At 62.7% G+C, this 10,884-nt stretch carries 18 protein-coding genes and 1 tRNA gene; 4 read left to right on the top strand and 15 right to left on the bottom strand.

Going from position 1 to position 10,884, the window contains the following annotated elements:
- Window positions 1-10: 10 nt before the first annotated feature.
- The 12 genes from VH571_RS10345 to VH571_RS10290 form a co-directional block, all read right to left on the bottom strand.
- The gene (locus VH571_RS10345) at window positions 11-352 is read right to left on the bottom strand and encodes an HNH endonuclease signature motif containing protein (protein ID WP_423264496.1); all 342 of its coding nucleotides are present in this window, start codon (window positions 350-352) and stop codon (window positions 11-13) included.
- A gap of 35 nt (window positions 353-387) precedes the next feature.
- On the bottom strand, window positions 388-714 hold the full coding sequence (locus tag VH571_RS10340) for a hypothetical protein (RefSeq protein ID WP_423264479.1): 327 nt from the start codon (window positions 712-714) through the stop codon (window positions 388-390).
- Window positions 711-1,253, bottom strand: coding sequence for a hypothetical protein (locus VH571_RS10335; protein WP_423264478.1), 543 nt, complete (start codon window positions 1,251-1,253; stop codon window positions 711-713). Before VH571_RS10335 ends, VH571_RS10340 begins: the two co-directional genes overlap by 4 nt.
- Before the next feature lie 8 nt (window positions 1,254-1,261).
- Window positions 1,262-1,660 carry a helix-turn-helix domain-containing protein gene (locus VH571_RS10330; RefSeq protein WP_423264477.1) on the bottom strand — a complete coding sequence of 133 codons (399 nt, stop codon included), beginning with the start codon at window positions 1,658-1,660 and terminating at the stop codon, window positions 1,262-1,264.
- Window positions 1,657-1,974 carry a hypothetical protein gene (locus tag VH571_RS10325; RefSeq protein ID WP_423264476.1) on the bottom strand — a complete coding sequence of 106 codons (318 nt, stop codon included), beginning with the start codon at window positions 1,972-1,974 and terminating at the stop codon, window positions 1,657-1,659. Before VH571_RS10325 ends, VH571_RS10330 begins: the two co-directional genes overlap by 4 nt.
- A complete protein-coding gene (locus VH571_RS10320; RefSeq protein ID WP_423264475.1) occupies window positions 1,971-2,132 on the bottom strand; it encodes a hypothetical protein in 162 nt (53 codons plus the stop codon). Before VH571_RS10320 ends, VH571_RS10325 begins: the two co-directional genes overlap by 4 nt.
- Window positions 2,129-3,466 (bottom strand): AAA family ATPase, encoded by a 1,338-nt coding sequence (locus VH571_RS10315; protein ID WP_423264474.1) that lies wholly within the window; start codon window positions 3,464-3,466, stop codon window positions 2,129-2,131. Before VH571_RS10315 ends, VH571_RS10320 begins: the two co-directional genes overlap by 4 nt.
- 55 nt (window positions 3,467-3,521) lie before the next feature.
- Complete coding sequence (locus VH571_RS10310; protein ID WP_423264473.1) at window positions 3,522-3,920, bottom strand: hypothetical protein; 399 nt, start codon at window positions 3,918-3,920, stop codon at window positions 3,522-3,524.
- Window positions 3,921-3,940: 20 nt separating this feature from the next.
- The gene (locus tag VH571_RS10305; protein WP_423264472.1) at window positions 3,941-4,315 is read right to left on the bottom strand and encodes a hypothetical protein; all 375 of its coding nucleotides are present in this window, start codon (window positions 4,313-4,315) and stop codon (window positions 3,941-3,943) included.
- Window positions 4,316-4,330: 15 nt separating this feature from the next.
- Window positions 4,331-4,702 (bottom strand): hypothetical protein, encoded by a 372-nt coding sequence (locus tag VH571_RS10300; RefSeq protein ID WP_423264471.1) that lies wholly within the window; start codon window positions 4,700-4,702, stop codon window positions 4,331-4,333.
- Window positions 4,695-4,820, bottom strand: coding sequence for a hypothetical protein (locus VH571_RS10295; RefSeq protein WP_423264470.1), 126 nt, complete (start codon window positions 4,818-4,820; stop codon window positions 4,695-4,697). The genes VH571_RS10300 and VH571_RS10295 overlap by 8 nt, the downstream gene beginning before the upstream one ends.
- 86 nt (window positions 4,821-4,906) lie before the next feature.
- Window positions 4,907-5,116 (bottom strand): helix-turn-helix transcriptional regulator, encoded by a 210-nt coding sequence (locus VH571_RS10290; RefSeq protein WP_423264469.1) that lies wholly within the window; start codon window positions 5,114-5,116, stop codon window positions 4,907-4,909.
- A 110-nt stretch (window positions 5,117-5,226) separates the two neighbouring features.
- Here VH571_RS10290 and VH571_RS10285 point away from each other — a divergent pair, with 110 nt between their 5' ends.
- Window positions 5,227-6,000, top strand: coding sequence for a hypothetical protein (locus VH571_RS10285; RefSeq protein WP_423264467.1), 774 nt, complete (start codon window positions 5,227-5,229; stop codon window positions 5,998-6,000).
- Window positions 5,981-7,153, top strand: a complete 1,173-nt coding sequence (locus VH571_RS10280) for a site-specific integrase (protein ID WP_423264466.1) — start codon at window positions 5,981-5,983, stop codon at window positions 7,151-7,153. The genes VH571_RS10285 and VH571_RS10280 overlap by 20 nt, the downstream gene beginning before the upstream one ends.
- Before the next feature lie 23 nt (window positions 7,154-7,176).
- Here VH571_RS10280 and VH571_RS10275 read toward each other — a convergent pair.
- Window positions 7,177-7,249: transfer RNA gene (locus VH571_RS10275), tRNA-Lys, on the bottom strand.
- Between the two features lie 76 nt (window positions 7,250-7,325).
- Complete coding sequence (locus tag VH571_RS10270) at window positions 7,326-7,958, bottom strand: hypothetical protein (protein WP_055965220.1); 633 nt, start codon at window positions 7,956-7,958, stop codon at window positions 7,326-7,328.
- Window positions 7,959-8,577: 619 nt separating this feature from the next.
- Here VH571_RS10270 and VH571_RS10265 point away from each other — a divergent pair.
- A complete protein-coding gene (locus tag VH571_RS10265) occupies window positions 8,578-9,153 on the top strand; it encodes a sigma-70 family RNA polymerase sigma factor (protein ID WP_228514211.1) in 576 nt (191 codons plus the stop codon).
- Window positions 9,150-9,986, top strand: coding sequence for an anti-sigma factor (locus VH571_RS10260; RefSeq protein ID WP_423264465.1), 837 nt, complete (start codon window positions 9,150-9,152; stop codon window positions 9,984-9,986). The genes VH571_RS10265 and VH571_RS10260 overlap by 4 nt, the downstream gene beginning before the upstream one ends.
- Before the next feature lie 80 nt (window positions 9,987-10,066).
- Here VH571_RS10260 and pstB read toward each other — a convergent pair whose 3' ends face one another.
- Window positions 10,067-10,846: a phosphate ABC transporter ATP-binding protein PstB gene (pstB, locus tag VH571_RS10255; RefSeq protein WP_055965229.1), complete on the bottom strand. Its 780-nt coding sequence runs from the start codon at window positions 10,844-10,846 to the stop codon at window positions 10,067-10,069.
- Between the last annotated feature and the right edge of the window lie 38 nt (window positions 10,847-10,884).

Genomic DNA, 10,884 nt, shown 5'->3' with positions numbered 1-10,884 from the left:
TGACTTCTAGCTACGTGCCTGTGCCGTTGTTTCTGTGTGTGAAAACGGTCTGCCCCCGGAGGGTCGGTGGGCTGTTGCTTAGGGAGACCGCCCCCTGGTTGCGTGTTGTTCTAGTTGATGGACCCGCTTCGTCGGACGGTTGATCGCATGATGCTTGCGCCTTTGGCACGGTTGCAGTCGCGGGTCTTCGATGCGCTGCCTGAATGTTCGACAACGCATCTGCACCTCCTTCGTGCAGCGACTCGATGTGGTCGATGACGAATGACTTGGGGTCGGAGTGCGGCAGGTCGTAGTTGATTGGCTCACCGCAGAGAGCACATGCTGCTCGTGTGGCTTTAACTCGGGCTCGCATCCTGTCTCGGAGTGCGGTGTTGCGGTTCGCGCCCATCAGTAGGTGAGGTCGGGGTCGCGGCCGAAGAGACGGTTGGCGAACTGTTGAGTTGGACTCTTATGCGTTCGCTCTGGTGTCTTGCCCTCGCTCGGGACGTACGGCCCCGTGACTCGGGTGGACGCGCGCCATTCAGCCAGGCGTTCGGCTTGGGCGTTCAGGCCTGTCTCGTCTTCGGCGGTGAGTAGTGAGGCGCTGTCTTCGGCGTTGATGCCGTACTTCGCTGCGATGGTCAGGCGGAGGGCTGTGTGCTCGGCGGTGAGTGCGCGCTGGTTGAGGTGTTCCACGTCTGCAGCGGTGAACGTGGGTTCGGGTGCGTCGCTCACTGGTTCATCCACATGTAGTGCATGCCTCGAGCGAGGGTGCTCTTCTGTGCATCCTTGAGGTAGGCCAGCTCTCCGACGATGTCTTTCTTGTCGGGGTACTCACTGCCGAAGGTCGCGATAACGTCCCGCCAGTTCGCATCGATGGCGCGGCGGAAGATGGCATGGGCAAGGCTGGTGTCTTCACTTCGGATGGCACGCTCAAGCACACGCTTTGCGTCGTCAGGGTTGTCGAACTTCTCTGCTCGATCCTGTGCGTCCCGGAACGCGATCATGTCGGTGGCCGTGCTGCCCATCTTCGAGTCGAGCTGCTTCTCGAGGTCGCGCACCTTCATGTTGATTGCTTCGGTTTCTTTGCGGCTGAGGGTTCGCAGGCTGTCCCGTGCGGCGGTGTTCACTTCCGCTTTCGCTGCGGTCTTTCCCTCGGGGCTGAGGTTCGGGTCATGGTCGATGTTGCGGGCCTGCTGGCTGTACGCGGATGCGGTGCTCTTGGCCTCGTCGCGGAGGCCGTCTACCTGCGTGTTTAGGGTGTCGAGTGACATGGTGGCTCCTAGTTGTTGGCAGATCGGTTCTGTTTGAAGTGGGCGAGTTGTTCGCGGTTGATTCGGTAGACGGAGCCGATCTTCTCCGCTTTCAACCGGCGCTCGCGTATGGCTTTTCGGATGGCGGAATCGGTCACGCCTAGCTGTGTTGCGGCTGCTCGTGTTCCCAGCCACTCCGATGATCTGTCGAGTTCCGGCCTGGCCGCATCCTTGGTTCCGGTAGCAGAACTGCGCCACTCCAACGCGGCAACAGTGAGCGCGACAAGGGTCGAGTCCACCTCAGGATCTTCGCCGCGGTGGCTGATCCGGTAGCGCTCGAGTTCTGCGTATCGGAGCAGGTATGCGGCGACTCTGGCGGTGACGAAGACACCGTTTGAGAGGACGAGGTATTCCGGTGGGCGGATCATGCGCCGTCCCTGAGGGACTCGAGCAGAGCAGCCTTGAGGGTGTCGCGGGTGATGTCTTCGCCTACTAGACCGACCGTCAGATCCTGCATGTCTGCGACGAGAGTGTTGATTGTGGCGACGATGGCGGAGAGCCTGTTCGCACCTGATCCGTCTCGGAGTATCGCGCCAAGTGTGGCGAGGTACACGTCGATGTCGTTGTCGAGGATTGCGAGCCTAAGACGCAGGGTCCGCTCCTGGTCGATTGCGCGAGACGGTAGCGAGCCCTCCCAAGCCTTGCTGCCAGTTACCCAGTCCGTATCGATGTTGTCACTCACTTCGAACCGCCTTCCGCAGCCGCAAGGGCAGGGCAGGTGTCGTCGTGGAGGATCTGCGCGACGGTCACATTCGGGCTGATTTCGACCATGCGCAGCTCGGCGTTGCAGTCGGGACAAAGCGAGTCGGAGATGGGGATGCCGAATGCGTTGCGGGTCATCGGCTACTCCCATCGCAACCGGGATGAGTCTGATGGCCGGCGAGTGCTGCGCTCATCGGTAGGTGGCAGGCAGAGCAGAGAGCAACAGCCGGTGTCTCCTGCTGCGCTGTTGCAGTTGTTGCCCTTGTTGCACTTAGGGGGTTAAGAGCAACGGGTGCAACAGGTGCAACAAGTGCACGGACTGACGGAGCTGTTGCACTTCGCTGGTAGGTGCCGTAGCCGGTCTTCTCGATAAGACCCCGCTTCGCTGCCCTCGATACGTAGGTTCGAACTGCCTTCGGGTCGAGGCCCAGCGCCGTCGCAATGTCGGCAGGCGTGACGGCCTCTAAGCGATCGTTGATGTAGCGAACAACACTGCCGATTTCCTCGCCTAGATCGACGTCTTCGGCTTTATTCACGATGTCAGAGACGCTAATGGTGGACTCGCCCAAGTAGTCCACTCGGGCCACAGAGGCGACGTCGCCGCCAGCTAGGGGCACGTCTGTGGATACCAGGTTGAACGAGAACGAGTCGCCACGGCTTTCGCTGTAGTTCGACTTGTCGACGCTTGCGACGCGCTGCCCGGTGTCTTCGTCGGTCACAAAGAGAATGACGCTGCGGGCGGTGTCTCTGAATGCGTGCGAACCGCTGAGCAAGTCGCGGGTATCGCCGGTCCCTTTCCGAAAATGCATGAGCGCCACAATCGCCACGTTCAGCTCGCCGGCTAGGGCGGTAAACGGGTTGAGGGCCTTTCGCACTTCGGAGGTCTTGTCGAGGTTCGCCCCGTCCATCATCGATGTGAGCGGATCCACGATGATGAGCTTCGCCCCGGACTGGATCACTGCCTGACGAATACGGACAAGGTCTTCCGCGATCGATGGAACTTCGCTGAGTTCCATGCCCTCCACCACTGTCTTGATAGTCAGCGAAAACACCTGGCTCATGTCCGCACCCGCCGCTATGAGACGAGGGGCGACGACCGTGGCTAGGTCGTCTTCATGGCCCACGAGCAGCACACTCGACGGCCGGGCAGCGAATTCGCCCTCGAGAGATCCCCGGGTCACTTGAGAGGCCAACCAGAGCGAAAACGTGGATTTGCCTTCGCCCCCGCGGCCGGCGAAGATCGTTGCGGTTCCCATCGGGATGCGCCCGGTCCAAAGGAAAGCCTGCCGCTCGGGTGTCACCGTTGCCATCGGGGTGAGAATCATCGTTCGGGTGGGGGTGCTGGCGGTTTTCTCGACCGCTGTGAGGCTTGCGGGTGCCGGGGTGGCGCTCATACCCGCGAAGTCAATGTGGTCAGCCGCTGCCGCAGTGAGGCCCTGGCGCGGGCGTCCTGCAGGCTTGGGGTGGGTCATGGGGTTCCTTCGGTTCTGATCACCGTTTGGACATGGGTAAGTCGTTGCTGTGGTGCTAGGTATTGCTGGCCTCGATAGAGGCGGCAATGTAGGCCGCACGTTGGTCTGCTCGCTCGGCGCGTTCTGTCTCGCCTCGGATGCGTGAAAGCTCGACGAACGATTGCCAGCCGCTCTTTGGCGGGATGCGTCTGCACACTTCGGCGTACAGCCGGTCGGCTTCGGCGTTCGCCTCGTCTACCTGCTGCTGCGTTGGTGCGGAAGCGCGCCCTTGCTCGAAGGCAAAGACAAAGAACTGCAGGAGCGCAGGCGGGAGTTGGTGGAGTTCCACTCCCCCGGTGATGAGGTCTTGGCCGAGCTGCTCGAGGTAGCGTTCCGCGCCCATCGTCAGGCGGATACGAGGCGGGTAATGGTTCGGGACAGGCCGGTGGCCCACAACCTGCTGGTCATGGGCCATCGGATTGTCCTGCATGAGGCTCAGGCGTCCTCCGCCTGGATGCTGTTCAGCAGGTCTGCGAGGTCGTGGGCCAGGTTCAGGGCCTTGACGAATCGACCCGATTCGTGACGGTTCAGGTGACCACAGTCGGGGTCTCGGTACTCGCCGGAAACGGTCCACTTCTCTTCTCGGGGCCACCACTGGACTGCGATGCCCCAGTTCTCACCTTTGGCTTCATAGGCCGTGTGCCGCATGGGCTCATCCCACTCGAGCACGTGCCCGCTGCCGTACGAGCTGCACGCCTCGGCTTCGCAGTCGTAGTGACGCATGCCCTCGAACTGCGATTCGTCACGGTTGTTCGTCTTGACCCGAACGGGGGCATTGCCAGCGTCGATGGGGGCTGGGATGATAGTCATGTTCTTGCCTTTCGTTTACTTAGCGGTTTCGTTTGGCTTGGCCCCTGTTGAAGCAGGGGCCTTTTTCTTTGCTCTGGTGTAGTCGACGTTTCGTGCCGCGGTATCGCCAGTGCGGTCGCCGTAAGTGAGTTTGAGAGTGACGTCGGAGTTGAACTCCGCGCTAAGCGAGAGCTCCCGGGCCCAGTTGTCAATTAGGGAACGAGCCATCGTGGGTCCGACCTCGCGGAATGCTTTCCTAGCCGTCTTGCTCACTTTCGACGGACTGAGAACGTGACCTGCCCCGTGAAGAACGCGATGGGCATACCGGATGAGGCCCTCGATCGTCGCCTCTTCAACGGTTGCCGTTTCGTGATGCACGGCAGCGGTGGGAAGGTCGGGTTTAGGCATCCGACCTCCCTGCTGCCTCCGTAGCGAGGGAGTCGATGGCGGCGTGGATGCGGTCAAGGATCGCGGGGATGGCGTGGAGTTGGCCGTCCTCGATGTAAGACAGCGTTCGGGCACCCATGGTGGACTTATTCGCAGTTGGGGTTCGGTCGAGGCCGTGGTGGAGGCGGTGTTCCTTCACTGATCCGCTGTACCCGCACTCGCTCACTACACGGCCTCTTTCAGCATCTGGGACTGAACCCATTCATCAACGCTGTCTTGCGTCCAACGAACCTTGCCACCGGCCTTGAATGCACGAGGCATGTCGCGTTTCTCGCTACGCCACCGGTAAATCGTTGCGACGCTCACCCCGAGCTGCTCCGCGATAGCGCCCACGTCAAGGTACTGACTTCCGATGCGAAGAGTGGTTGTATTCACGTCGACCTCCTAATCAAAATCTGATTGCTGCCACCCCCTATTTGAGTGGCTGGCTCCAGTGTGCAACCTCTCGCTTTGCTTGTCAACTCTTTATCTGCGACACTCAATTTATGAGTACTGAGAAGTGGGAGCCTTCAGCTTCTAAAGCCGAGTGGACGGCGTTCGAGAAGGCAAATACGTCCGCCGTGATGCGGCGCGTGGACTTCTATCGGAAGCGTGTCGGATGGACGGTTGAGGAACTATGCCGACGTCTCGATCAACTTGGCTGGCCGGTAACTGTCTCGACAATGAACGGCATGTTTGGCAACAAGCGGCAGGCGATCAGCCCCTCTGAGCTCCTGACGCTTGGGAGGGCATTGTCCATTGCGCCGGCCATGCTGCTCCTGCCGCTTGAGGCAAACGACCCCTACCCGCTCTACCCGGATGTGACAGCGGAACCATTGGATGCTCTGAGTTTTATTGGGGCCCGATGGACCGAAGATGGGTTTGACATGGCTTGGCTGGGTGACGAAGAGAGTGACGATGTCGCTCGGAGCGTGGACCCGGTAATGGACCTCTTCGCACACCGCTACTCAACTGACTGGTTTGACATCCTGGAGAGGCGGCTCCTGGAGCGCCCTGCGGACCTTGAGTCATTCATCAAAACGGGCGAATGGGTTGAGTTCCGCGACGGCTTGCTCGGTGACGGGCAAGGCGGCGAAATGGGATTTGTTCGCCTAGCCGTCGCCAATCAACGGTTATTAAATCTTCGGGAGCTGCGTCGTTCAATGGCCAGCCGGGGCTCTCGTTTGCCTAAAATCAGCGCTGCGCTTTCGGAAGCGATCGCCGGAAGGTCACACGACGACAGAACTCGAGTGTGGGCTGGTGTTATCGCAGATGCCTAGGCCAAGGACAGCGCTTGGCACGTACGGGGTCATACACACCCAAGAACTCGAGGCGGGAAAATGGCGTGCGCGAACGCTGTACCGGTTTCAGGACGGAAAGCGCCGGCAGGTCGAAAGGATCCGAGAGGGTAAGACGTCGACAAAAGCCGTCGCAGCTCTTAAGCAGGCGTTGACAAGCATCGATGTCCCCGGCGACTCCTATGCGGATGTCAAGGCTGCAATGACCGTCTCTGCGTTGGCAGACACGTTCCTGGCCAGCAAGCTTGAGGCTGGCAAGACCATAAGAACGATCGATACCTACCGGCACCAAATCGACAAGATCATCCGACCTCGGTTGGGTGACTTGCAGGTATCCGAAGCGACGCCCGCCAGGGTTCAGCGGTTCATAACAACGGTTACAAAAGAGAATGGGCCAGGTGCCGCCAAGGGGTGCAGATCGGTACTAAGTGGCATGTTTGCCATGGCCGTCAGAAATGATGCGCTCAAGTCGAATCCCGTTTCCGCGGTAGAGGGAATCGCTAAGGGTCCGTCGCGGGCAGCGTCGGCGATTCCCCTAGATCAGGTGGCAAGCTTTCGCGCGGCAATCCGGGCGGACCCCGAGCTACAGCGGCTCGATATCAGCGACCTGTTCGAGTTCATGCTGTTCACCGGGTGCCGGATCGGTGAGGCGTTGGCACTGCGGTGGAGTCACGTCAATCTCGACAAAGCGGCAGTGACGTTTGCGGCCAGTGTGAGTCGCGCTAAGGGTCAAGGCCTGGTGTTGCAGGAGCACGGCAAGACGGCCAGCTCGAGCCGCACAATCACCGTGAGTACCGAGGTGGTGGCATTACTTCGCGCTCGAGCAAGGAACCGTGGGGATCTCGTGTTCCCATCCATGCTTGGAAACCTGCGGGACACGAGCAACACGGAAGCGGACTGGCGATTGAACCGCGACCGGCTCGGATACCCGGGTCTCACCTCGCATGCGTTCCGAAAAACCGTGGCTACGGCCCTTGACGTCGGAGGCCTCAGCGCCCGAGCGATCGCTGAGTACCTCGGGCATAAGCGGCCGTCGATGACGCAGGACGTGTACATGTCCAGGACGACAGGCAGCGATGCGAGTGCAGCGCAACTCCATCGAATGTTCGGAGTAAACCCGGAGTCCGGGGACTAAACGTCCCCGGATCCTTGTAGCGGTGGGCCCCGTGGGGCTCGAACCCACGACCAACGGATTAAAAGTCCGATGCTCTACCGACTGAGCTAGAGGCCCGTGCAGCTACCGATTGTAGCAACAGCGCGAGGTCGTTTCGGCCCACGCCCACCGGAAGCCGCACCCGCAGCGCAACTCAGTCGAGGCTGCCGTCGCGCCACCGCCCGGCGCACGCCGCCAGGTCGGTCGCGAGCTCGGTCAGCCGCAGGCCGCGCCGCGTGAATTCGCTCGATCGTTCCGGCTCGAGCACGTCGAGATCGTCGGCCACGGCGGTGGCACCGGCCGAGGCCAGCCGGGCGAACGCCGCGCCGCGGTCGAGGGCGAGGGCGAAGTCGCCGTCGAAGACACCCCGAAGGATCCGGTCGGCCAGCTCGAGAATCTCTTCCGGCGTCGCGGGAGTGGGGGCGCCCGCGACCACGGGGTCGATCGTCGACGAGATGGCAGCGCCCCGCTCGAACAGGTACGTGATGTCGTCAGGGCTCTGCCGAATGACCGCTCGGAGCAGATAGATGCGCCAGAGCGCACCGGGCAGGCTGTGCGCGGTCGCGCCGGCCCACAACTCGGCGAGGGCATCGATGCCGTTGGAGTCGGTGAACGCCACAAGTCGGTCGAGGATCTCGGGGCTCGGGTCGTTTCGGACACGGGCGAGTAGCGCGCCGGCCGACTCGTGGGCGACGCGATGCATGACTGCGGGGTCGTCGCCGCCCTGGAAGGCCTCGAACTCGTGGCCGGCGAACTGGGCGGGGCGGTGAAAGTGACGCTCTGACATTGGGCCCAGAGTACGCCCCGCCACCGACACGCAGGGTGACCGTCCCCGAGACCGCGGCGGCGAGAATAACACCGCTTTGCGGCGGCGACACCGGCCAAAAACGGTGCCTGCATCGAATGACGGTGTCACAGTGACCGCCGCCGTTCGCTCTCTGCGGACGCCGAGCGAGACCGACCGTGCCGCCTGTACAGTGGACGACGCCGGGCCGCAGTAAACCCCGGGCTCCAAATTTAGCCGCTCCGAGCGGCCTCGCGCCGAGAGGCGTTTCTGCGGCCCGGCGCTTCTTCGTTAAGGGCACCAGCGCTGGAGAAGGGCACCGGAGACGCCGTGTCGAGCGGCGTCGGGCCGGATCCTGAGCTCCTCGACCTGCTGCCTGAAGAATCCTCCAATCCGCTCGGACGGCCGCGCCGAACACAGTGCAAGAGAGAAAACCCGCCGATCACCCTCGATCGCCGGGTCGGTCACGACTGACCGGCCCACCGCGGCGGCTCTCTCGCACTGCCGGGCTTTTGCCATCCCAGACGGTCCGTGCGAGAGGGCCACCCCGGTAACAGCGCCGACTTCCCTACCAGTGCGGACGGAGGTGCGACCTGACATGCTGGAGCTTGTGAGCCGCGACATGGAAACACCCGGGCGCGACATCGGCGCCGAACCCACCCCCGACGAACTCCTCGGGCGTGTTGCCGACGGCGATCGCGCGGCTTTCGCCGAGCTCTACGACCAGACCGGAGCCCGTGTGCTCGGCCTGATCAAAAGGCTCCTGAAAGACCACTCGCAGTCCGAGGAGGTCACGCAAGAGGTCTTCCTCGAGATCTGGCAGACGGCGACCCGCTTCGATCCGGCCAAGGGCAGCGCCTCCAGCTGGATGCTCACCATGGCTCACCGCCGTGCGGTCGACCGGGTGCGTGCCAGCCAGTCGAGTCGTGACCGCGACACCAAGATCGGCATCCGCGACTACGAGACCTCGTACGACTCGGTCACCGAGCAGGTCGAGATCCGCATCGAGCACGAGCGGGTCGAGCGAGCGCTCGGTCGCCTCACCGAACTGCAGAGACAGGCCGTGCAGCTCGCCTATTACGGCGGGTACACGCACAACGAGGTCTCTCAAATGCTTCACGTGCCCATCGGTACAGTCAAAACCCGCTTACGAGACGGCATGATCCGCCTTCGCGACGAATTAGGAGTGGCGTCATGAGCGACAACCGCAACGGCTCCGGCCCCTCGAACCCCGACATCGACGCTCTCTCCGGTGCCTACGCATTGAACGCGATCACCGACGAAGAGCGCAACACCTTTGAAGCTCGCCTCAGCGAGTCACCTGAACTCAGACAGGAGGTAGCCGAGTTGAACGACACCGCTCTGCTGCTCGGTCGTGCGGCGACGCCCGTCACCCCCTCTGCCGGTCTGCGTGCCAGCATCCTCGACTTCATCGAGTCGACGCCTCAGCTTCCGCGCCTCGAGACCCCCGCAGTGCAGGATCCGGCTCCCGCCACGACCTCGACCGAGGCCGAGAGTGGTGGCAAGCTCCTCGAGCCCATCCCGCTCGCCCGGCAGCGCTGGTTCATGCGCCCCGGCGTTCTGCTCATCGGGGCTGCCGCCGCGGTGGGTCTCGTCTTCGGCGGGGTCGGGCTGTCCAACCAGCTCGGGCCGACGACGTCGCAGACCGGTTCTAACCTCGCCGGTGGTGCCGACCTCCAGCAGATCCTCACCGCCAACGACGTGCAGCACGCTGCGACCGACATCTCGTCGGGCGGCAAGGCGACGCTGTACTGGTCGAACGGCCTTCAGCGCTCGGCCGTCATGCTCACCGGCCTGACCTCCCTGCCGAGCGACAAGACCTACCAGCTCTGGTACATCAAGGGTTCCGACATTAAGTCAGCCGGCACCGTCTCGGTCACCTCGAACTCGGTCACCCAGGTGCTGCAGGGCGACATGCAGGCGGGCGACACCGTCGGCATCACGGTGGAGCCGGCGGGCGGCTCGAAGCAGCCGACCACGACTCCGGTCGCCGCGCTGCAGAGCGCCTAGCGCCCCGCGAATCACAAATGGCTCAGGCCCCGGTCTTTCGACCGGGGCCTGAGCCATTTCTGCGGGTTAGCGCTGGGGGATCAACCGAAGCGGCCCGACACGTAGTCTTCGGTCGCCTGCACCGACGGGTTCGAGAACATCGTCGCGGTGTCGTTGAACTCGATGAGCTTGCCGGGCTTGCCCGTGCCCGCGATGTTGAAGAACGCCGTCTTGTCGCTGACACGCGACGCCTGCTGCATGTTGTGGGTCACGATCACGATCGTGTACTCCTGCTTGAGCTCCTCGATGAGGTCTTCGATCGCGAGCGTCGAGATGGGGTCGAGGGCCGAGCAGGGCTCGTCCATGAGGATCACGTCAGGAGACACCGCGACGGCGCGTGCGATGCAGAGACGCTGCTGCTGTCCGCCGGACAACCCGGATCCTGGCTTGTCGAGTCGGTCTTTGACCTCGTTCCAGAGGTTCGCGCCCTGGAGCGACTTCTCGACGAGCTCGTCGGAGTCGGTCTTCGACATGCGGCGGTTGTTGAGCTTCACGCCGGCGAGCACGTTGTCACGAATCGACATCGTGGGGAACGGGTTGGGGCGCTGGAACACCATGCCGACCTGGCGGCGCACGAGCACCGGGTCGACGCCGGGGCCGTAGAGGTCGTTGCCGTCGATGAGCACCTCGCCCTCCACGTAGGCGCCGGGGATCACCTCGTGCATGCGGTTGAGCGTGCGGAGGAACGTCGACTTGCCACAGCCGGAGGGGCCGATGAACGCGGTCACGGTGCGCGGTTCGATCGTGATGTTGACGTCTTCGACAGCGCGGAACTTGCTGTAGTAGACGTTGAGGTCTTTGACTTCGATGCGCTTGGACACTGAGGTTCCTTTTCGGGACGGAGCGGGGGAGAGCCGGG

The organism is Frondihabitans sp. 4ASC-45, assembly GCF_049472575.1.
GTDB lineage: Bacteria > Actinomycetota > Actinomycetes > Actinomycetales > Microbacteriaceae > Frondihabitans.
The sequence above is the reverse complement of the archived record's forward strand: the minus strand, read 5'-3'. Positions and strand labels throughout refer to the sequence as shown.